Annotated in this window: 29 protein-coding genes; 27 read left to right on the top strand and 2 right to left on the bottom strand. The window is 52.6% G+C overall.

Annotated features, from left to right (window positions below):
- The first annotated feature begins 5 nt into the window (after positions 1 to 5).
- The 27 genes from rpl4p to OU421_RS03075 all read left to right on the top strand — a co-directional run bounded on the left by rpl4p (position 6) and on the right by OU421_RS03075 (position 15,626).
- The gene (gene rpl4p / locus OU421_RS03205; protein WP_268187174.1) at positions 6 to 752 is read left to right on the top strand and encodes a 50S ribosomal protein L4; all 747 of its coding nucleotides are present in this window, start codon (positions 6 to 8) and stop codon (positions 750 to 752) included.
- A 1-nt stretch (position 753) separates the two neighbouring features.
- The gene (locus tag OU421_RS03200) at positions 754 to 1,002 is read left to right on the top strand and encodes a 50S ribosomal protein L23 (protein WP_268187173.1); all 249 of its coding nucleotides are present in this window, start codon (positions 754 to 756) and stop codon (positions 1,000 to 1,002) included.
- A gap of 10 nt (positions 1,003 to 1,012) precedes the next feature.
- Positions 1,013 to 1,726, top strand: coding sequence for a 50S ribosomal protein L2 (locus OU421_RS03195; protein WP_268187172.1), 714 nt, complete (start codon positions 1,013 to 1,015; stop codon positions 1,724 to 1,726).
- A 16-nt stretch (positions 1,727 to 1,742) separates the two neighbouring features.
- On the top strand, positions 1,743 to 2,156 hold the full coding sequence (locus tag OU421_RS03190) for a 30S ribosomal protein S19 (RefSeq protein WP_268187171.1): 414 nt from the start codon (positions 1,743 to 1,745) through the stop codon (positions 2,154 to 2,156).
- A 5-nt stretch (positions 2,157 to 2,161) separates the two neighbouring features.
- Entirely contained in the window at positions 2,162 to 2,617 is a 456-nt protein-coding gene (locus OU421_RS03185) for a 50S ribosomal protein L22 (protein WP_268187170.1), read from the top strand.
- 2 nt (positions 2,618 to 2,619) lie between these two features.
- Complete coding sequence (locus OU421_RS03180; RefSeq protein WP_268187169.1) at positions 2,620 to 3,336, top strand: 30S ribosomal protein S3; 717 nt, start codon at positions 2,620 to 2,622, stop codon at positions 3,334 to 3,336.
- A gap of 2 nt (positions 3,337 to 3,338) precedes the next feature.
- Positions 3,339 to 3,542 carry a 50S ribosomal protein L29 gene (rpmC, locus tag OU421_RS03175; protein WP_268187168.1) on the top strand — a complete coding sequence of 68 codons (204 nt, stop codon included), beginning with the start codon at positions 3,339 to 3,341 and terminating at the stop codon, positions 3,540 to 3,542.
- A gap of 32 nt (positions 3,543 to 3,574) precedes the next feature.
- Entirely contained in the window at positions 3,575 to 3,850 is a 276-nt protein-coding gene (locus tag OU421_RS03170) for a ribonuclease P protein component 1 (protein ID WP_268187167.1), read from the top strand.
- Between the two features lie 8 nt (positions 3,851 to 3,858).
- The gene (locus tag OU421_RS03165; protein WP_268187166.1) at positions 3,859 to 4,185 is read left to right on the top strand and encodes a 30S ribosomal protein S17; all 327 of its coding nucleotides are present in this window, start codon (positions 3,859 to 3,861) and stop codon (positions 4,183 to 4,185) included.
- Complete coding sequence (locus OU421_RS03160; protein ID WP_268187165.1) at positions 4,182 to 4,580, top strand: 50S ribosomal protein L14; 399 nt, start codon at positions 4,182 to 4,184, stop codon at positions 4,578 to 4,580. The genes OU421_RS03165 and OU421_RS03160 overlap by 4 nt, the downstream gene beginning before the upstream one ends.
- Before the next feature lie 12 nt (positions 4,581 to 4,592).
- Complete coding sequence (gene rplX / locus OU421_RS03155) at positions 4,593 to 4,958, top strand: 50S ribosomal protein L24 (protein ID WP_268187164.1); 366 nt, start codon at positions 4,593 to 4,595, stop codon at positions 4,956 to 4,958.
- Entirely contained in the window at positions 4,958 to 5,686 is a 729-nt protein-coding gene (locus OU421_RS03150; protein ID WP_268187163.1) for a 30S ribosomal protein S4e, read from the top strand. The genes rplX and OU421_RS03150 overlap by 1 nt, the downstream gene beginning before the upstream one ends.
- Entirely contained in the window at positions 5,683 to 6,189 is a 507-nt protein-coding gene (locus OU421_RS03145; protein WP_268187162.1) for a 50S ribosomal protein L5, read from the top strand. Before OU421_RS03150 ends, OU421_RS03145 begins: the two co-directional genes overlap by 4 nt.
- Positions 6,189 to 6,362 (top strand): 30S ribosomal protein S14, encoded by a 174-nt coding sequence (locus tag OU421_RS03140; RefSeq protein ID WP_268187161.1) that lies wholly within the window; start codon positions 6,189 to 6,191, stop codon positions 6,360 to 6,362. Before OU421_RS03145 ends, OU421_RS03140 begins: the two co-directional genes overlap by 1 nt.
- Positions 6,363 to 6,375: 13 nt before the next feature.
- Complete coding sequence (locus OU421_RS03135; protein WP_268187160.1) at positions 6,376 to 6,768, top strand: 30S ribosomal protein S8; 393 nt, start codon at positions 6,376 to 6,378, stop codon at positions 6,766 to 6,768.
- 11 nt (positions 6,769 to 6,779) lie between these two features.
- On the top strand, positions 6,780 to 7,304 hold the full coding sequence (locus OU421_RS03130) for a 50S ribosomal protein L6 (protein ID WP_268187159.1): 525 nt from the start codon (positions 6,780 to 6,782) through the stop codon (positions 7,302 to 7,304).
- Between the two features lie 6 nt (positions 7,305 to 7,310).
- The gene (locus OU421_RS03125) at positions 7,311 to 7,778 is read left to right on the top strand and encodes a 50S ribosomal protein L32e (protein ID WP_268187158.1); all 468 of its coding nucleotides are present in this window, start codon (positions 7,311 to 7,313) and stop codon (positions 7,776 to 7,778) included.
- Positions 7,771 to 8,223, top strand: a complete 453-nt coding sequence (locus OU421_RS03120) for a 50S ribosomal protein L19e (protein WP_268187157.1) — start codon at positions 7,771 to 7,773, stop codon at positions 8,221 to 8,223. Before OU421_RS03125 ends, OU421_RS03120 begins: the two co-directional genes overlap by 8 nt.
- Entirely contained in the window at positions 8,223 to 8,750 is a 528-nt protein-coding gene (locus tag OU421_RS03115) for a 50S ribosomal protein L18 (RefSeq protein WP_268187156.1), read from the top strand. Before OU421_RS03120 ends, OU421_RS03115 begins: the two co-directional genes overlap by 1 nt.
- Position 8,751: 1 nt before the next feature.
- The gene (locus OU421_RS03110) at positions 8,752 to 9,369 is read left to right on the top strand and encodes a 30S ribosomal protein S5 (RefSeq protein ID WP_268187155.1); all 618 of its coding nucleotides are present in this window, start codon (positions 8,752 to 8,754) and stop codon (positions 9,367 to 9,369) included.
- Positions 9,369 to 9,830 (top strand): 50S ribosomal protein L30, encoded by a 462-nt coding sequence (locus OU421_RS03105; protein WP_268187154.1) that lies wholly within the window; start codon positions 9,369 to 9,371, stop codon positions 9,828 to 9,830. Before OU421_RS03110 ends, OU421_RS03105 begins: the two co-directional genes overlap by 1 nt.
- 5 nt (positions 9,831 to 9,835) lie before the next feature.
- Positions 9,836 to 10,261: an uL15m family ribosomal protein gene (locus OU421_RS03100; protein WP_268187153.1), complete on the top strand. Its 426-nt coding sequence runs from the start codon at positions 9,836 to 9,838 to the stop codon at positions 10,259 to 10,261.
- Positions 10,262 to 10,288: 27 nt separating this feature from the next.
- Entirely contained in the window at positions 10,289 to 11,722 is a 1,434-nt protein-coding gene (secY, locus tag OU421_RS03095; RefSeq protein WP_268187152.1) for a preprotein translocase subunit SecY, read from the top strand.
- Positions 11,723 to 11,730: 8 nt separating this feature from the next.
- Entirely contained in the window at positions 11,731 to 12,300 is a 570-nt protein-coding gene (locus OU421_RS03090; protein WP_268187151.1) for an adenylate kinase, read from the top strand.
- Positions 12,297 to 12,974, top strand: a complete 678-nt coding sequence (locus OU421_RS03085) for a DUF106 domain-containing protein (RefSeq protein WP_268187150.1) — start codon at positions 12,297 to 12,299, stop codon at positions 12,972 to 12,974. Before OU421_RS03090 ends, OU421_RS03085 begins: the two co-directional genes overlap by 4 nt.
- Positions 12,974 to 13,501 carry a (d)CMP kinase gene (cmk, locus tag OU421_RS03080; protein WP_268187149.1) on the top strand — a complete coding sequence of 176 codons (528 nt, stop codon included), beginning with the start codon at positions 12,974 to 12,976 and terminating at the stop codon, positions 13,499 to 13,501. The genes OU421_RS03085 and cmk overlap by 1 nt, the downstream gene beginning before the upstream one ends.
- A 220-nt stretch (positions 13,502 to 13,721) precedes the next feature.
- On the top strand, positions 13,722 to 15,626 hold the full coding sequence (locus OU421_RS03075; RefSeq protein WP_268187148.1) for a PEGA domain-containing protein: 1,905 nt from the start codon (positions 13,722 to 13,724) through the stop codon (positions 15,624 to 15,626).
- Between the two features lie 520 nt (positions 15,627 to 16,146).
- Here the strand turns inward: OU421_RS03075 and mcrA are convergent.
- Together mcrA and mcrG are read right to left on the bottom strand one after the other, a co-directional pair.
- Entirely contained in the window at positions 16,147 to 17,853 is a 1,707-nt protein-coding gene (mcrA, locus tag OU421_RS03070) for a coenzyme-B sulfoethylthiotransferase subunit alpha (protein ID WP_268187147.1), read from the bottom strand.
- Positions 17,854 to 17,858: 5 nt separating this feature from the next.
- Positions 17,859 to 18,623 (bottom strand): coenzyme-B sulfoethylthiotransferase subunit gamma, encoded by a 765-nt coding sequence (gene mcrG / locus OU421_RS03065; RefSeq protein ID WP_268187146.1) that lies wholly within the window; start codon positions 18,621 to 18,623, stop codon positions 17,859 to 17,861.
- Positions 18,624 to 18,635 lie beyond the last annotated feature (12 nt).

The raw sequence follows: 18,635 nt of genomic DNA, 5'->3' as shown, positions 1-18,635 counted from the left end.
ACTGAATGAAGGCACAGATTACAACAATTGATGGTGGTTCAGCAGGAGAAATCGAGCTTCCTGCAGTCTTTGAAGAAAGCTACCGCCCGGATCTTATTAAAAACGCTGTTCTTGCACTCCAGAGCGAGCGCTACCAGCCACACGGTACCAGTCCACGTGCAGGACTGAACACCTCCGCAGTCTCCTGGGGAAGTGGCCGTGGTGTTGCACAGCTCCCGCGTCTGAAGAACGGATCACGTGCAGCACGTATCCCGCAGTCAGTCGGTGGACGCGCAGCTCATCCTCCTAAAGTGGAGAAGAAGCTGGTCCGTAAGATGAACAAACAGGAAAAGCGCCTCGCCATCCGGTCTGCAATTGCAGCAACCATGAACGAGGAACTGATCTCTGCACGTGGTCATCTCTATGAAGGCACGGTTCCCGTTGTCTTTGATGACGCATTTGAGGGACTCACCACCGCAAAGGACGTTGTCGCCGCACTCTCCGTTGCCGGCGTATACTCCGATGTGGAGCGCTCTGCAGCAAGCAAAAAAGTGCGTGCAGGCCGTGGCAAGACCCGTGGCCGCCGGTACAAGCAGCGCAAGAGCCTGCTGATTGTCACCAGTGAAGCACCGCTGCGTGCAGCAGCCAACCTCGCCGGTGTGGACACTGTCACTGTCGATGCACTGAACGCTGAGCTTCTCGCACCCGGTACACACGCAGGTCGCCTGACCGTCTGGACTGCCGGTGCACTGAAGAAACTGGAGATGATGTGAGATGACAATTAAAACTCCGTATGTCTCAGAAAAGGCATCCATGATGCTCGACACTGACGGCAAACTTCAGTTCCTTGTCCGCCGCGACGCAGACAAGACCAAGATTGCCCGTGCAGTTGAGGAGATGTTTGCTCACGAAGTGACATCTGTTACAACCATGATGACAATGAAGGGTCAGAAGAAAGCCACTGTTACATTTGCTGACAGTAAGGCCGGTGAAGAGATTCTTTCACGGCTGGGAATCCTCTGAGGTGGTTTGAATGGGTAAACGCATTATATCCCAGAACCGTGGCCGTGGAGGCCCAACATACCGTGCACCGTCACACAAGTATAAGGCTGAACTCAAGCATCCCGGCAGTATCCGTGAGACTGTCGGCGGTGTTGTGATCGATATCGAGCACGACCCCGCACGGCACACACCGATTGCTAAGGTCGAGCTTGATGACGGCAAAAAGAAGATGTACATGCTCGTCACCGAAGGTGTGGGCATTGGTGACCGCGTCGCATGGGGCCCTGAAGCTCCGGTGAAGAACGGAAACACCCTGCCTCTGGGTTCAATCCCTGTCGGTGCCTACGTATGTAATGTCGAGGCACGGCCAAATGACGGTGGCAAGTTCATCCGTGCATCCGGTGTTCAGGCACAGGTCATTGGCAAAGACGAAGGCCGCGTCGGTATCAAGATGCCCTCCGGCAAGCACAAGTGGTTCAATGCGGACTGCCGTGCAACGGTCGGTATCGTTGCCGGTGGCGGACGCGGTGAAAAACCGTTTGTCAAGGCAGGAAAGAAATACCACAAGATGAAGTCACAGGCACAGAAGTGGCCGCGCTCAAAGGCTGTCTGTATGAATGTTATCGACCACCCGTTCGGTGGCGGTGGACACCAGCACGTGGGCAGACCAAAGAGTGTTTCCCGTGGCACATCACCAGGACGGAAAGTAGGACATATCGCCCCGAAGAGGACCGGAAGGAAATAGGCGGGAGTGATCAGATATGGCAAAAAAGACACAGAGAAGGTTGCCGCGGCGGAAAGAGGAATTCACCTACCACGGCTACAAAATTGAGGACCTGCAGCAGATGGGCATGAGCGAACTCCTGCCTCTTATGCCTGCACGGATTCGCCGCCGGGTCAACCGCGGCTTCTCCCCCGGACATGATAAACTGCTCCGGGAAATCCGGGAAGACAAGGAGCGTATCCGGACTCACCTCCGCGATATGATCATTCTCCCTGAGATGGTTGGAAAGACAATCGAGATTCACGATGGTAAGGACTTTGTCCCGGTAGAGATTCAGCCTGAGGCGGTCTTCCACTACCTGGGAGAGTTTGCACTCACCCGTCATCGCGTGAGCCACGGCAGTGCCGGTATCGGTGCAACCCGGTCGAGTAAATTCGTACCCCTGAAGTGATGGAAATGGCAAGAACAGCATATTCTATTAAACCAGAGGCAGACTCGGCCCGTGCAAAAGCGAACGAGCTTCCGATTTCCCCCAAGCACTCCATTGAGATTGCCCGTGAGGTCAGAGGAATGAAGACAGGGGATGCAATTGCATACCTTGAGGATGTTGTCGCACTGAAGCGTGCAGTGCCCTTCCGCCGGTTCAACAGAGATGTTGCACACAAGCGCGGTCTGAATGGCTGGGATGCCGGTCGGTATCCTGTCAAGGCATCTTCCTACTTCATCAAACTGATCAAATCAGTTGAGAAGAATGCAGAATACATCGGTCTTGACACCGAGAATCTCGTAATTACACACATCTCTGCCGCCCGTGGCCGCAGAATGAAGGGCATTTTCCCCCGTGCAATGGGGCGTGCCACACCAAAATACGCAGAATCCGTCAACATCGAGATTGCAGTGAAGGAGGCCTGAATATGGGAATCGAGAAGAGATTTGTAGAGGATGGAATCCGCGCAGCACGTGTGGAGAACTTCCTCGTAAAAGAGCTGAAACGTGCAGGCTACGGCGGCATGGAGATTATCAGGACCCCACTCGGTACCCAGATCACCATCTATGCGGAAAAACCCGGTATTGTCATCGGTAAGGGCGGAAAGGTTGTACGCCAGCTGACCGCTGACCTTCAGAATGACTATGGTATCGAGTCTCCGCAGATTGAAGTCCAGCAGGTGGACGAGCCAAGTTTCAATGCACAGATTATGGCAGAGAGACTTGCCAACTCACTTGAGCGCGGCTGGTATTTCCGCAAGGCAGGGAACAGTGTTCTCCGTCGTGTGATGGAATCCGGCGCACTCGGCTGTGAGGTTGTCCTCTCCGGGAAACTAACTGGTGCACGGTCCCGTGTCCAGAAGTTCACCGAAGGCTACGTCAAGCACTGTGGTGAACCGTCCGAGACAATTGTCGAGCATGGATTTGCTCTCGCAGTAAAGAAGCTCGGAACCATTGGTGTCCAGGTCAAGATCATCCCGCCGGGAGCACGTCTCCCCGATACCTTTGAAGTGCTCGAACCTCAACCCGAGGTTCCTGCAGAGCCGGTATACGAAGGCGAGGATATCGATGAGGATATCATTGGTGCAGAGATTGACGCTGAACTCGAGGAAGCTGAGGATGTCCCCGTTCAGGAGGAGATCTGATTATGGCAATCTTTCGTGCAGCAGAAGTCGCTGACTTCAGTGATGTGGAACTCCAGGAGCAGCTTGCAAAGCTCAGGCTTGAACTGGTTGAGAATAACGGAAAAGTGAGTGCTGGAGGCGCGCCCGAGAATGCGGGACGCATCCGTGAAATCCGGAGAACAATTGCCCGGATCAGCACTGAGCAGAACAAGCGCCGCAACGCCTGATTCTCTCTTCAGGCATACATAAGGGAACAGATATGATCACCGCACAAAACATCTGCCGGCATGAACTCATCGGGTTACCGGTGACGGTGTATGCCTCCACGAACCCCGCACAGACCGGTATCACCGGTATTGTCTGCGGGGAGACGAGGCAGATGTTAGAGATCCGTGCCGGTGATCGTACCCTCCGGGTTGCAAAGAAATATGCAACCTTTGACATGCACCTTCCCGATGATACCCAGGTAAGGGTTGATGGGTCGGTGCTGGTTATGAAGCCTGAAAGAAGAATCAGCATGCGAATCAGAAACTGAGGTAAATAATGGCTAAAAACACAGGATTGAACGTCCCCATTCCGGAAAAGGAATGTGATGACGTGAACTGTCCATTTCACGGCACTTTACCGGTGCGCGGCCAGGTGATTACCGGTAAGGTCGTGAGTGACCGGATGCAGGGATCAGTAGTAGTCACCCGTGACTATCTGCATTATGTGAAGAAATACAAGCGTTACGAAAAACGCAGTTCAAATATTCATGCACATCATCCCCCCTGCATCGATATCAGAGTAGGCGACATGGTAAAGATTGCCGAATGCCGCCCACTCTCAAAGACCAAGAAATTTGTTGTCGTTGAGGTGATGACGGAATGAAAGCGAAACAATCGCGTACACCCCGTGCAATCTCAACCGGCAGCCGCCTTACCTGCGCCGACAACACCGGTGCACGGCAGGTGGAAATTGTTTCTGTCGACCGCTACCATGGCGTACGCCGCCGCCAGCCCAAACTGGGTCTTGGCGATATGGGAACGGTCACGGTCAAGAAAGGCACTCCCGACATGCGTAAGAAGCTCGTGAAGGCAGTCGTCATCAGACAGAAGAAAGAGATCCGGAGAGTTTCCGGTCTTCGTCTGTCATTTGAGGACAACGCAATGGTAGTAGTGAACGAACGCGGAGAACCCAAGGGAACAGAGATTAAGGGCCCTGTCGCACGTGAAGTGGCAGAGCGTTTCCCCAAGATCGGTTCTATGGCGACGATTATCGTCTGAGGTGAAGGAAATATGGTACGTATTGCAAGCAAACAGCCGCGCAAACAGCGCAAATTCCGCTACAATGCACCCCTTCACGCGAGGGGTCGTTTCCTGAATGCTCCGCTTTCAACAGAACTCCGGGAGCAGTACAGCCGCCGCAACGTGCGTGTTGTCACCGGTGACACCGTCCGTGTCACCCGGGGCGATTTCGCCGGTGACGAGGGCGTTGTTGACATCGTTGATCTTGAGAATTCACGGATCATTGTCCACGGTGTTGCATCAACCCGTGCAGACGGAACCGAAGTTCCGCGCCCGGTTGCAGCATCCAATGTCTGCATTGTGAAACTGAATCTGAAAGACAAACGCCGTGAGGAAAAGCTGGAGGCGAAGAAATAATGTCGAACCACTTAAAGAGGCTCAACAGTCCGGGTTCATGGCGTATTGCCAAGAAGACGAATACATTTGTGACCAAGACCGCAGCAGGTCCCCACAATGCAAGCGCAATGCCTATGGCAGTGTGGCTGCGTGACCATATGGGAATTGCACTCACGATGAAAGAGGTCAAGCGTGTCCTCAAGAGCCGTGCAGTGATTGTGAACGGTGCTGTCTGCACTGACCCGAAGATGGGTCTCGGTGTGTTTGACATCGTTGCTCTCCCGTCTGTGGACAAGTATTTCCGTCTTCTCCGTGCAAAGCGCGGTGATATTGTCTCAATTCCGATCTCCGCAGAGGCTGCAGAGAGCCGTCTGTGCAAGATTGCAGACAAGACCATCGTTAAAGGCGGAAAGATTCAGCTGAACCTCCGCTACGGCGCAAACATCATCGTCGACACACAGGACTATACACCCAAGGACTCTGTGGTTCTGTCCCTGAAGCCGGAGAACAAGTTCGAAGTGATTGACCACTTTGCATTTGCAGAGGGCAACACCGCGATGGTCATCGGCGGACGCCACTCCGGAAAGACCGGCAAGATCACGAAGATCGATGTCATCGCCGGAAGTATTCCAAACCGTGTCACCCTGGAAGAGGAAGGCACTGGTGAGGTCTTCGAGACGATTGAAGGCTATGTCTTTATGATCGGACGTGAGGAGCCCGTTATCAGCGATTGGGGGATTGAACAGTGAACCCAATGCAGGGACTCTATGTAGATAAGGTCGTCGTTCACATGGCAGTCGGCGAGGCCGGTGAAAAACTTGTTAAGGCAGAAAACATTGTCTCGGCAATCACCGGTCAGTCCCCGATCCGTGCCTATGCGAAGAGGACCCAGCCCGCTTTTGGTGTCCGGAAAGGACAGCCAATCGGATGTCGTGTCACTCTCCGTGGTGCCCGTGCAGAGGAATTCGTCCGTACTGCACTTGGCATTGTGGAGAATTCTCTTGCCGCATCCCAGTTCGATGCGACAGGCAACTTCTCATTCGGTATTGAGGAACACACCGACTTCCCCGGCCAGAGCTACGATCCAATGATCGGTATCTATGGTATGGATGTCACGGTTGTTCTTGAGCGCAAGGGTATCCGCATTGCGCGCAGATCAATTCAGAAGAGGAAACTCCCGACAAAGCAGCGTGTCACAAAAGCAGACGCTGTGGCGTACATGAGTGAAGCATTCAATGTGGAGGTATACTAATGGCAGAAGAAGGAAAGAAATCCGGTGCATCCCCGAAGAAATTCGGCCGTGGTGCAAATGTGTGCCAGATGTGCGGAAGAAAGCAGGGGCTTGTCCGCCGGTACAATATTATGCTCTGCCGTCAGTGCTTCCGGGAAAATGCCGCAAAAATCGGCTTTAAAAAGATGAACTAGGAGGCACAGGGTTATGGCACGATTAAATCCGATTGCAGATGCAATGAGCACAATCAAGAACGCCTCCGATGTCGGTAAGACGAACTGTATCGTTGAACCGGCAAGCAGGCTTCTCGGTGCAATGCTCGGCATCATGAAAGAGAAGGGCTATATTGCAGAATTTGAACTCATTGACGATGGCCGCGGTGGCCAGTTCAATGTGAAACTGAACGGGAACATCAACAAATGCGGTGTAATTTCACCACGATTTTCCGTGAAGGTTGCAGAGCTTGAAGAATGGGAGACACAGTACCTTCCGGCGAAGAACTTTGGTCTTCTGCTCATCTCCACGTCCAAGGGCGTGGTGTCACATGAGCAGGCAAGACAGGCAGGCGTCGGTGGAGAACTGCTCGGGTATGTATACTGAGGTGTGTTCAAATGCTGAGTGAACGTACTGTTGAGATTCCTGAAGGCGTTACCGCAAGAATGGAGGGTACTACCTTCGTTGTTGAGGGGCCAAAGGGAAAGCTCACTCGTGATATGCGCTACCCGGGTATTGACATCTCCTGTGATGGCACGGTATTCACCGCGAAAACTGCGTCAACACGGAAGAAAATATCTGCAATGGTCGGAACCTATGCAGCTCTTGCACGCAACATGTGCGGCGGGGTTTCAGAAGGGTACGTATACAAGATGAAAGTGGTCTACAGTCACTTCCCGATCCAGCTCAAGAAGACTGACACAGCTCTTGAGATCGTCAATTTCCTTGGCGAGAAGCAGCCACGGGTTGCACGGATTTCAGAGGGAGTCACCGTTACAACCGGTAGTGATGAGGTCACCGTATCAGGCATCGACAAAGAACTCGTGGGCACCACAGCCGCCCGTATTGAGCGGGCTACGCATGTGCGCAACCGTGATCCCCGTGTGTTCCAGGATGGAATATACATCATTGAGAAGGCGTGATCCAAGATGGCTGACGAAAAGATGAGACTTATCCGTGCACGCAATGGAAAGCGGGCAACCTTTAAGCGCCAGTGTATTCACCAGAAGAAGAAACTGGATGACGTATGGAGACGCCCACGCGGTCTTCAGAGCAAACTGCGCAAAAACATCCGTGCAAAGGGTCGTCTCCCGAGACCCGGGTACGGAGGTCCGGCCGCTGTACGTGGATTCCACCCCAGCGGATATGAGGAAGTGCTCGTATTCGCACCCGCAGACCTTGAAGGACTGAACCCTGAGACTCAGGCTGTCCGTGTTGCAGGTACCGTTGGAAACCGGAAACGCGAAGTCATTCAGGAGAAAGCTCTTGGGCTTGGTCTTAAGGTATTCAACCTGAAGGATGCATCCAAAAAGGCTGCTGAAGAGGAGCCTGAAGAAGTGGAAGACGTTGAAGAAGACGTTGAAGACGTTGAAGAAGAGGTGGATTCAGATGAGTGACCTCAAAAACCAGCGTCGTATCGCAGCAGCTGTTCTGAAGTGCGGTGTACACCGTGTCTGGATGGACAGCGAACGCGAGGATGATATTGAAAATGCTATCTCACGTGAGGATATCCGCGGCCTCATTGAGGATGGCGCAATCCGTGCAAAGCCGGTAAAAGGCGTAAGCCGCGGTCGTGCACGGGCTCTCACTGCAAAACGCTCTTACGGTCACTGTAAGGGTCACGGACGCAGGAAAGGAGCTTCCAACGCGAGAACACCGTCCAAGCGGGTATGGATTAAGAAAATCCGTGCAATCCGTCGCGAACTCCGTGATATGCGTGACACCGGCAATATCGATGTCACCATGTATCGGAAAATGTACCGGAAAGCAGCGGGCGGACAGTTCCGCAGTGTGGCACATATGAAAGCACAGCTTGAGCAGATTCAGGGGAGGATGAACTAATGGCAACCGGACCACGGTATTTTGTCCCGTTCAGAAGGAGACACGAGGGCAAAACAGATTATTACGCCCGGATGCGGCTTCTCCTCTCCGAGAAACCGCGTATGGTCGTACGCAAGACCAACCGGCAGATCATTATTCAGCTGGTCGCGGCTGAACTTGAGGGTGACCGGACACTGGTTGCGGCATACTCAAATGAACTGGAAAAATTCGGTTTCACCGGCGCTGCCGGGAACACTCCCGCAGCATATCTCACTGGCATGCTCTTTGCGGTGCGTGCACAGAATGCAGGCTATGGAGAGGCAAACCTCGACATCGGTCTGACCCGTGCAACCCCCGGAGGGAAGGTGTTTGGTGCACTGAAGGGCGCTGTGGATGCAGGCCTTGACGTCCCGCACGGTGAGTCGATTCTTCCGGACGAGGACAGGGTAAAGGGCGCACACATTGCGGCATATGCACCTGAGCGTGCAGCAGACCTTGTTGCCAATGTGGAACAGGCAGCAGAAGCAATCATGAAGGAGCTGAAGTAAAATGGCCTATGAACAGGAAGAATGGGTTCCTATAACAGGCCTTGGAAGACGGGTTGCTGCCGGCGAGTTTACAAGCCTCAAAGAAGTGCTTGACATCGGCAGACCTATTAAAGAACCTGGTATTGTCGATTATTTCCTTCCCGACCTCGAAGATGAAGTTCTCGACATCAATATGGTTCAGAGAATGACTGACAGTGGTCGTCGTGTCAAGTTCCGTGCTGTTGTCGTTGTGGGAAACCGTGACGGCTTCATCGGATACGGACAGGCAAAGGACGCACAGGTTGGCAATGCTATCAAGAAGGCAATTGCACACGCAAAGATCAACATCATCTGTGTAAAGCGCGGATGTGGCAGCTGGGAATGTGGCTGCGGTGAAGGACACTCTATTCCAATGCGTGTCGAAGGGAAGTCCGGCAGTGTGACCATCACGCTGATTCCGGCACCCCAGGGCATCGGTCTTGTTACCGGTGACATTGGAAAGAAGGTCCTTGAACTTGCAGGTATCACCGATATCTGGACGTCATCATCCGGCCAGACCCGGACGACGATCAACTTTGCAAAGGCAACCTTCGATGCACTGAAGAACTCGAACCTCATCCGGACAGGAGTGATGGAGTAATGTATGTGGTAGTGCAGGTTCGTGGTGTCGTTAATTGCCGCAAGGAGATTAAAGACACCCTGAAGATGCTCCGTCTTCATCATATCAATCACTGTGTCCTTATTCCGGACACCCCCGAATACCTCGGGATGATCCGGAAGGTTAAGGATTACGTGGCATACGGCGAAGCTGACCCTGAAATACTGGGAACTGTCCTCTCTACCCGTGGCAGACTGACCGGAAATGAACGTCTGACCGATGAGTATGTGAAGGAGAACTCAGAATTCGAGGATATCAATGCGTTTGCAACCGCACTCTGTGCAGGTGAGGCATCCATGAAAGATGTGCCGGAACTCAAACCGGTTCTTCGGCTTCACCCACCGCGAAAGGGATTCAAGTCCATTAAGCGGACCTACCAGCAGGGCGGTGCACTCGGAAACTACGGAAGTGAGATCAATTCACTTCTCTATAGGATGCGGTGAATCAGATGCCAGTAAACAAACGCTCAAAATATCGTGGATCACGGACATGCGGCGGCGGTACACACAAGAACCGTCGTGGTGCAGGAAACCGTGGTGGAAGAGGCCGGGCAGGTCACCGTGACCACCGGTTCTCCCATTTCCTCATCAACAACAAGGTCCACAACGGAAAGCACGGGTTTGTGAACAAAAATCCGTCTGCTGTTGATGCCTTGGACATTGGGGATATCGACCAGATGGCTGATGCTCTTGTGGCATCCGGGAACGCAGAGATGGATGGAGATACCATCGTCATTGACGCAGGCCAAATCGGTATTGATAAAATACTTGGAGGCGGACAAGTTACCAAGAAGATGAACATCTCTGCTGTGTCATTTACTGACAGAGCCCGACAAAAGATTGAAGAGAATGGCGGCCAGGCACTGGACGCCTGATTCTCTTTTTTTTCAGGGAATTGTACTATGGGAGCGATGCTGGATCGATTAGAACCACTGCTTGCAGCGATGCCTGCAGTGAGAAGTCCGGAAGGGCACGTCCATTTTAAAAACAAATTAATTTGGACTGCTGCTATTCTGATATTGTATTTTGTACTGACCAACATTCCGGTATTTGGGCTTGATCCGAATTCTCAGGATATTTTCTCGTTCTACCGTGCCCTCCTTGCGGGTGCGAGTGGTTCCATTGCCCATCTGGGTATCGGGCCGATCGTCACCGCATCCATTGTGCTTCAGCTCCTCAAGGGTGCTGATCTGCTGGATCTGGATACCAGCGATGCACGCGGACAGGTCATGTACATGGGCTTACAGAAGCTCCTGATCTTTGTCATGATCGTGCTTGAAGCACTACCGAATGTTATCGGTGGATTCCTTTCACCAGACCCGGTCGTTGCAAATGCATTATTTGGCGGAAGCCTCGGTGCTGTCACGTTCCTCATCTTCCTGCAGATCTGTATCGGAGGGGTACTGATCTTCTTTATGGATGAAGTGGTGACAAAATGGGGGGTCGGCTCTGGCGTCGGTCTCTTTATTATCGCTGGTGTTTCCCAGGGTCTTGTTAACGGGTTCCTGAACTGGAACGCGGTGCAGGACGCATACCCTGTCGGGTTCTTCCCACGACTGTTTTCAGTCGTTATGGACGGCGCTCCGTTCCTGGAATATTTCGGCACAGATTTGCTCGCTTTGATTACGACTGTCGCAATCTTCCTTGTGATCGTTTACGTGGAGTCGACACGGATTGAGATCCCGCTTGCCCATGCGTCTGTGCGTGGTGCCCGCGGGCGTTTCCCGGTGAAACTCATCTATGCCAGTGTGCTGCCGATGATTCTTGTCCGTGTGCTGCAGGCAAACATCCAGATGCTTGGTCTGTTCCTGAACAATCTTGGGATTACGATCCTCGGTGAGTATCAGGGCAATACCCCGCTGAATGGGATCATGTATTACCTCGCACCCATCAACGGTCCGTCGGACTGGATGTGGTGGGCCTATGATGTTGGTCACCCAATATGGGAGATTGTTATCAGGATGGGTCTTGACCTCTTTGTGATGGTGGTCGGTGGTGCAATCTTCGCACTCTTCTGGGTGAAGACGGCTGGCCTTGACTCGTCTCATGTGGCACGGCAGATCCAGATGAGCGGGATGTCGATCCCCGGATACCGGAGATCTGAACAGGTTCTTGTCAAGTACCTGGACCGCTACATCCCGCGTGTCACCGTCATTGGTGGTGTCTTTGTGGGTCTCCTCAGTGTGATCGCAAACTACTTTGGTGTCATCGGGATGGTCGGAGGAACCGGTCTTCTGCTGACAGTCAGTATTGTCTACCGTCTGTATGAGGAGATTGCAAGCGAACAGATCATGGAGATGTACCCGTTCATGCGCGGGTTCTTCGGAAAGGAGTGAAGTGGAGAATGGGTAAAAAGGTAGTAATTACCGGGGTGCCTGGCGTCGGCAAGACGACGGTTATCAACCAGGCAATCTCGGAACTTTCAGCAGAGGGTGTGGAGTATCAGGACATTAACTTTGGATCATGCATGTTCGAGGTGGCATCCGGTCAGGGTCTTGTAAAGGACCGTGACGAGATGCGCAAACTTGAACAGGCAAAGCAGCGTGAACTGCAGCGTAATGCTGCCCAGTTCATCGCAAAGACAGAAGGAAATGTCATCATTGACACACACTGCACGGTGAAGACCCCAAAGGGATATCTTGCGGGTCTTCCCGAGTGGGTGCTCAAAGAACTGATGCCTGATACCTTCATCCTTGTTGAGACCGATGAGGACCAGATCCTGATGCGGCGCATGAGTGACGAGACACGGGTCCGTGATGCAGAAGGATACCGTGCCCTCTGTGAACACCAGCAGTTCAACCGTGCAATGGCGGCATCGTATGCGATGCTGACCGGATGCACGGTCAAAATCGTTGTCAATGCTGATAATCTTCTTGATAAATCAGTTGAAGAACTCAAAGAGATTCTGAGGTGAGGCGTATCGCAACAACCGGCAAATCGGCAGGAAAGAAGGCCATGGGTGGCATGACCTCATTTTTCATCGTCATGCTGATTGCGATGGGGGCATATTCCATACCCCCCGTTCGTGATGCAATAGGGGTAGGTGCAAATTATATCTTCGGACCGATGGCAAGTATCATCGGTGTTACGAATAATCCCCAGCTCTGGGTAATTATGATTCTGATTCTTGCATCGATTACCGGCTGTTATTCATCCCTTCTCCAGAAGTATACCATCGACTATGAGAAGATGCAGGCAGTTCAGGCGAAGATGAAAGAATTCCAGAAGATCTACCGTGAAGCACAGCTTGCAGGCGATGAAAAGAAACTTAAAAAACTCAATGACAAGCGTGCACGAATGATGGAAGAACAGATGCAGATGTCCCAGGAGCAGTTTAAGCCGATGGGATGGATCCTGATTGTAACGGTTCCGATCTTTATCTGGCTGCTCTGGTCCATGTCGGATCTCCAGGCAGCATTTGATGCCGGCACGATTGCAGCATTGCCGACCATCACGTTTCCATATATTGGAGAGGTTGCGATTAATGCGGTTGCATTCTTCCTCCCGTCATGGATTCTCTGGTATATGATCTGCTCCATCTGTCTCTCGCAGGTAATCCGTAAGGCCCTCAATATCGGAGGGCTCTAATGCGGATTACCGTGAGCGGTCCGCCGGGCAGCGGAACGACATCACTTGCCAAATATCTGGTAAAAAAACATAATTTCAGTCTGATATCAGCAGGGGAAGTCTTTCGGGGGCTTGCTGCTGAGCGCAATATGGAGCTTGCTGACTTTGGTCGGCTTGCGGAAGTTGATGAATCCGTTGACCGGATGATTGATGCCCGCCAAAAAGAGATTGGCGAGGCACGCGATAATATCATCATAGAGGGACGCCTTGCGGGGCATATGATTGATAACGCGGATATCCGGATCTGGGTGGCGGCGTCTGTTGAATGCCGTTCTGTGCGCATCTCTGATAGAGAAGAGATCGACCCACAGACAGCAGTTGAACTCACGATCGAGCGTGAGGACTGTGAGGCTGGCAGATACCATAAATATTACAATATTGATATCAATGATCTCACGCCCTATGACCTCGTCATCAATTCTGAGGTCTGGGGGGTTGATGAGATTGGTGCCATCGTAGATGCGGCAATTGCCGGTCTGAAGGAATAATTCAATTTCTTTTCTGTCTCTCTTGTTTCCCGGACCGGGTTGTCGGAGCACGAGTTTTTATTCTGTCCGGGGCTTTACTCTCCTCGATTTGTATTCTCATTCGGGAAATATTCGGCCGATCGGTTGTCCACCCGCCAATAATCCTGTGTGATCATTATTTAGATATGATTAAACGTCATTACCCGAAAAAATAATCAGACGATATATGCATATTCGCACAGTGTTTCTTACAATTCTCGTTGTTGCCATGCTGATAATTCCCCCGGCAGTCGGGGCCGAATCGGTTGTGGGCAATGACACGGGCACCTCAGTACCAACCACGGTAGCCACTACAGTACCCACAACAGTACCAACCACGGTAGCCACCACAGTACCTACCACAGTACCAACTACAGTGGCCACAACAGTACCAACCACGGTAGCCACCACAGTACCTACCACAGTACCAACCACGGTAGCCACCACAGTACCTACCACAGTACCAACCACAGTGGCCACAGCAGCACCGACTACGGTTGCCACTACAGTACCTACCACAGAGAAGCCGGGACCACAGGTGGGATGGCTGACCATACTGTCCTCGCCTTCCGGAGCTGAGGTCTCTATTGACGGGAAGGCAGCAGGGGTCACTCCAATCAACAGCAGGGAACTGGGATCCGGCTCGCATACCATCGAGATCACGATGACGGGATATGAGCGGTATACTGCAGAAAAGGATCTCCGTGTCGGCGAGCAGGCTTCTCTCGATGCAACACTGAAATTGATACCTGTCACGGCAGAACCAACCGCCGTTCCGACGACCCAGGCGACAGCGGTACCAACACCTGTTCCAACCACCCAGGCGACAGCAGTTCCGACACCTACTGCGCCACCAGTTGGTTCTGAGAAGGGGTGGATACGAGTGAACTGCAACGTGAATGGGGCCGTGGTTACCTTTGACGCATCCTCCACCGAATACACCGTTGTGGACGGATACTGCTATGCTGAAGTCGGGACTACGAGCACGCCATACAAGACGTTTACCGTCCGAAAATCCGGTTATCAGACCGTCACCGGGCCGGTAACATCATGGCCGGGGAATGGCGAGACCGTGAACCTGTATGCAACCCTGAACCGGAATCCCACCCCAACATATGGAACAGTCACCGTAACCTCCCGCCCGACCGGTGCAATCGTAACGATTGACGGCGGGAGCCCGCAGAAAACTCCAGCAACCTTCTCATCTGTCCGTGCGGGAACCAGTCATGATGTTCGTATTACGATGAGCGGGTACCAGGTGTATGATACATCGGTATATGTGAATGCAGGCCAGACTGCCCCCGTGAATGCCGACCTGACCCGCAATCCTCAGCAGACCGGGTCACTCAATATCAATACTGTGCCCAGCGGAGCGGACATCTATGTGGACGGGCACTTCCTCGCGGAAAGTCCGTTTGTCGTTACCAATCTTGCCCCCGGTTCGCACACCGTGCGCCTGCACAAGGCAGGGTATGATGAGTACCTCCGGACGGTCACCGTGAATGCAGGGCAGCAGACACCTATCACGGTCACATTTACCCAACAGCACTCATCTCTCGGGTCTATTGAAGTGGGTTCAACGCCGGGCGGTTCATCCGTCTTCCTTGACGGGAAGTATATGGGGCAGACCCCGGTCAACAGCTATTTCGATCTGACAAGTGTGCTGCAGGGCTCGCACACGATCCGCATTACCCATCCGGATTACCAGGACTACAGCCAGGCTGTGTACGTGAAAGGCGGGGGTGTCATGACCGTAAATGCGCAGCTTACGCCGAATGGACCGTCACCCACGCCGGACACCACCGGGCAGCTCATCGTCTCCTCAACACCGGCCGGAGCGGAAGTGTACCTTGACAATGTGTTCCGCGGTATCACTCCGGTGACTCTCTCGGACATCCCCGCAGGCTCACATACTGTGACCGTGAAGCAGACCGGATATACCGATGCCTCAAAGACGGTAACGGTAACCGGAGGCGAGAGCACGCCGGTGGTAGTAGGTCTTGATGCTGTTCCCCCGACAACACAGGGTCCTGCACCTGTTCTTCCCGTGGTAGCAGCCTTTGCCATTGTTGGAGCGGTTCTTGTCTGTGGGCGCAGAAAAGACTGAGTTCCCTCTTCTCTTCTCTTCTTTCTCTTTTGTTTTTCCCCCAAACTGCGCATCGATTCCCTCCATCTTCTAACTGTATCCCGGAGTGGAAATAAATAGAATAAGAGACTGCGAAAGGGACTCGTCACGTGAGAATGTCATACCCGAACCGTGTTGTCGTTCTCTTCCGTGTAACGATATCGGTGATTTTTCCGGCAGGATATATCTTCTGTTAAAAAGGCGCCAGAGTGTTTGTTGTCCAGACCACTGATCGCATGGAGATAGATATGGGATGGATATATGGTTAGAATACCGGTCTCGTTTTCTGGTGTTGAATCATCGGTGAACCGGGAATATGTGCTTTACCACACTGATCAGACACCGTAACAATGCTTAATATAATATAACACAAAATAGGCCGTTCTTCACAATATCGGGGTGTAAAATGGATTACCCCGATCTCTATTCATGTAAGAAAGCTCAATTTTTTTTGTATTGTTTATGCGGGAACGTGCAAAAAAAATTGGAGAAATTGTGCGTCTTACCGTGCTGGTATGACGAGTGAGCGCTCTCCGGCGGGCATGAACTCGCGGATTGCACCACGTGCGAACTCACGACGCGGGTCGGAGAAGTCGAACTTGAGTGACGGGTCTGCGAAACAGATCTTCACAAGAGGACTGTAACAGAACTCGTCACCACGTCCGTAGTGAGCACCGGAGACAATAGCTGCGTATTCTCCCTGGTGACCGACATTCATGGCGTAGTTCGGATAGTTAGGTCCACGCAGTTCGCCCATGAGACCGCGGTCTGCGTCCATAGCGAGTGAGTTTGCTGAACCACACTGGTCCTGAAGATCGTATCCGAAGAAACCAAGACGTGACCATCCTTCCTTGTGCATAAGCATGGAAAGGTACCATCCGTTCAGACCGGCATTGGAGTTTCCGGTACCGATGGAACAGGTAAGACCACAGGCTGCAGCCATGACACCAGCACGCTGTGAACCACCGAAGTGGTCTTCCATGAGTGTTGGGAACTGCTCGTACTGCTCCATTGCATTGAGGTTGACCTCGGTTGTAAGGTCGTTGACGAGGTCCTGGGTAGGCTCGAGGGTTGCTGTTGCAGATGGAGTAGTGTAGTCGAAGTCGTACTTGTCTTTCAGGTAGTCCATACCGTAGTAGGTGAATTCATCGAGGATGTCATCGGTGTATGCTGCAGTAGCATACTGGGTGAACCCGACACCACCGGACATGTATGAACCAAGCCAGATCTGGTCGAAGAGCATAACACCAGCACCGACAACCTCGAGGGATGCACGTGCAGGGTCATTGGGGTGCTTGCGGTCTGCCTGAATGATATCTCCAAAGAGACCGAACTTGATACCACCGGGCTCGTTAGGACCACGTGCACGACGTGCAGGAAGGAGTGAACCCATCTGGACGACGCCAGCGTGCTTTGCTGCGTAGGACAGGTCAGCGACTGCTGCTTCACCGGCGCACATTCTGTATGCTGCGATGAAGGACATACCGATCTGCATAGCAGACCATCTGGAGGTTGTTCCACCGTCACAGGTACGGGAGACGATTGTTGGGATGTGGATTGCCTGGTACATCGACTTGCCGACTTCAGCCTTAAGTGCCTCTGCCTGCTCCTCGCCGAAGAGTTTGTTGACGTCAATTAAGAACTGTGGTTCAATGTCGTCAGCCATCTCGTCGTCACCAGTGAAGACCTTCACGTAACAGTCATCGACAAGGCCCGGGTGGGTCTCGACCATGTGTTCCTGAACCACTGCTGCACCGGGCATTGCGTGGTTGAGGATGTGGAGGTACTCGTTGATGGTCTCAGGGGTAACTTCCTTACCGAGACGCTTCTGGAGTGTTGCGTGTGCCATGTCCATACCGACGATAACGGTACGGCGGATGTCATCCCAGAACTGCTGCATTGCAGCGTTGTTTACGAAGTGAAGATCGTCACCCTCACAGTAAACGCCTGACTGGGAGACCTGGTAGGTCATAAGCTGTCTCTGACCCATTGGGATACCGCCAAGGTGGCAGCGTTCCGGGTCGTACATTGAAATGCCACGTTCCTTCTCGATTGCCTCGGTTGCCTTCATGAATTCGCGCTTACGCGGAGACTGACGGACACCGTTGAAGTTGTAGAATGTGGTTTTCTCTGCTTCAATATCCTGACCTTTGAACTTCTGGTTCAGTGAATCAAGGAAAAGTTTCTGTGCTCTCTCGATTTTTGCCATTTAAATCACTCCTCTTTTGGCATGAAGCCGTATTTTGTTCTCAGCGTGTGGATGCGCTGAATGTATTCGACATATTCCTTGTCATCGCGGAATGCGGTTCCAACGAGTGAGTGGAATATTGTGGAGTGTGCCTTGAGCCATTCGTCATCCATTGGCTTACCGACTGCAACCTCACGGTCGAGTGGGACACCAATCTGGTCTTTCACGTATTTGACGACACCGTCGTCGGAAAGAATACAGCGCTGGAGTGCATCGAACTGCATACCGTTTTCTGAGAGACGCAGTGAGTGTCCGTGGACGGTTGCGCCACGCATGCTGACAAGGGCCGGGTCGAACATCTCAGTCTCGATTAAGAGTTTTGCGTACTGTTCGAGGTCACGCTCACGGCACTCGACAATCTGACGACCGGAAAGTGTACCGGGGTCGATTGCACGGAAGCGGTACATCTCTGCGTAGGTACGCTGGTACGGCTGTGATGGTGCGTTGAACATTGAATCTGCGAACTGTACGTAGCGGACACGGTCTCCTGCCTTTGCGCCGTCTGTTGGTTTGACGAGTTTGCGCATTGGGCAGTCAGGCTCCTGCTGTTCAGCAAGAGGTGGGTGTGCGGTTGGGTATGCGGAACCCGGTGCACGGTGACCAAGTACCATTACAATATCTTCATCAGTGATATCGCGAACTTTTTCCAGTTTATAGTCCGGGTTCATCTGGTTACGCCTGTTCTCAGCGACAACGGATGTACCGGGGCCATACTGTGGTGTGTATGCCATTATTTTTTCACC

Source organism: Methanogenium organophilum, from assembly GCF_026684035.1.
Classification (GTDB): Archaea; Halobacteriota; Methanomicrobia; order Methanomicrobiales; family Methanomicrobiaceae; genus Methanogenium; species Methanogenium organophilum.
Note: the sequence above shows the minus strand (reverse complement) of the source record. Positions and strands in the feature narration are given on the sequence as shown.

Coding starts and splice junctions, on each gene's coding strand:
- rpl4p (WP_268187174.1), top strand. CDS start 6: ATGAAGGCACAGATTACAACAATTGATGGTGGTTCAGCAGGAGAAATC.
- OU421_RS03200 (WP_268187173.1), top strand. CDS start 754: ATGACAATTAAAACTCCGTATGTCTCAGAAAAGGCATCCATGATGCTC.
- OU421_RS03195 (WP_268187172.1), top strand. CDS start 1,013: ATGGGTAAACGCATTATATCCCAGAACCGTGGCCGTGGAGGCCCAACA.
- OU421_RS03190 (WP_268187171.1), top strand. CDS start 1,743: ATGGCAAAAAAGACACAGAGAAGGTTGCCGCGGCGGAAAGAGGAATTC.
- OU421_RS03185 (WP_268187170.1), top strand. CDS start 2,162: ATGGCAAGAACAGCATATTCTATTAAACCAGAGGCAGACTCGGCCCGT.
- OU421_RS03180 (WP_268187169.1), top strand. CDS start 2,620: ATGGGAATCGAGAAGAGATTTGTAGAGGATGGAATCCGCGCAGCACGT.
- rpmC (WP_268187168.1), top strand. CDS start 3,339: ATGGCAATCTTTCGTGCAGCAGAAGTCGCTGACTTCAGTGATGTGGAA.
- OU421_RS03170 (WP_268187167.1), top strand. CDS start 3,575: ATGATCACCGCACAAAACATCTGCCGGCATGAACTCATCGGGTTACCG.
- OU421_RS03165 (WP_268187166.1), top strand. CDS start 3,859: ATGGCTAAAAACACAGGATTGAACGTCCCCATTCCGGAAAAGGAATGT.
- OU421_RS03160 (WP_268187165.1), top strand. CDS start 4,182: ATGAAAGCGAAACAATCGCGTACACCCCGTGCAATCTCAACCGGCAGC.
- rplX (WP_268187164.1), top strand. CDS start 4,593: ATGGTACGTATTGCAAGCAAACAGCCGCGCAAACAGCGCAAATTCCGC.
- OU421_RS03150 (WP_268187163.1), top strand. CDS start 4,958: ATGTCGAACCACTTAAAGAGGCTCAACAGTCCGGGTTCATGGCGTATT.
- OU421_RS03140 (WP_268187161.1), top strand. CDS start 6,189: ATGGCAGAAGAAGGAAAGAAATCCGGTGCATCCCCGAAGAAATTCGGC.
- OU421_RS03135 (WP_268187160.1), top strand. CDS start 6,376: ATGGCACGATTAAATCCGATTGCAGATGCAATGAGCACAATCAAGAAC.
- OU421_RS03130 (WP_268187159.1), top strand. CDS start 6,780: ATGCTGAGTGAACGTACTGTTGAGATTCCTGAAGGCGTTACCGCAAGA.
- OU421_RS03125 (WP_268187158.1), top strand. CDS start 7,311: ATGGCTGACGAAAAGATGAGACTTATCCGTGCACGCAATGGAAAGCGG.
- OU421_RS03120 (WP_268187157.1), top strand. CDS start 7,771: ATGAGTGACCTCAAAAACCAGCGTCGTATCGCAGCAGCTGTTCTGAAG.
- OU421_RS03115 (WP_268187156.1), top strand. CDS start 8,223: ATGGCAACCGGACCACGGTATTTTGTCCCGTTCAGAAGGAGACACGAG.
- OU421_RS03110 (WP_268187155.1), top strand. CDS start 8,752: ATGGCCTATGAACAGGAAGAATGGGTTCCTATAACAGGCCTTGGAAGA.
- OU421_RS03105 (WP_268187154.1), top strand. CDS start 9,369: ATGTATGTGGTAGTGCAGGTTCGTGGTGTCGTTAATTGCCGCAAGGAG.
- OU421_RS03100 (WP_268187153.1), top strand. CDS start 9,836: ATGCCAGTAAACAAACGCTCAAAATATCGTGGATCACGGACATGCGGC.
- secY (WP_268187152.1), top strand. CDS start 10,289: ATGGGAGCGATGCTGGATCGATTAGAACCACTGCTTGCAGCGATGCCT.
- OU421_RS03090 (WP_268187151.1), top strand. CDS start 11,731: ATGGGTAAAAAGGTAGTAATTACCGGGGTGCCTGGCGTCGGCAAGACG.
- cmk (WP_268187149.1), top strand. CDS start 12,974: ATGCGGATTACCGTGAGCGGTCCGCCGGGCAGCGGAACGACATCACTT.
- mcrA (WP_268187147.1), bottom strand. CDS start 17,853: ATGGCAAAAATCGAGAGAGCACAGAAACTTTTCCTTGATTCACTGAAC.
- mcrG (WP_268187146.1), bottom strand. CDS start 18,623: ATGGCATACACACCACAGTATGGCCCCGGTACATCCGTTGTCGCTGAG.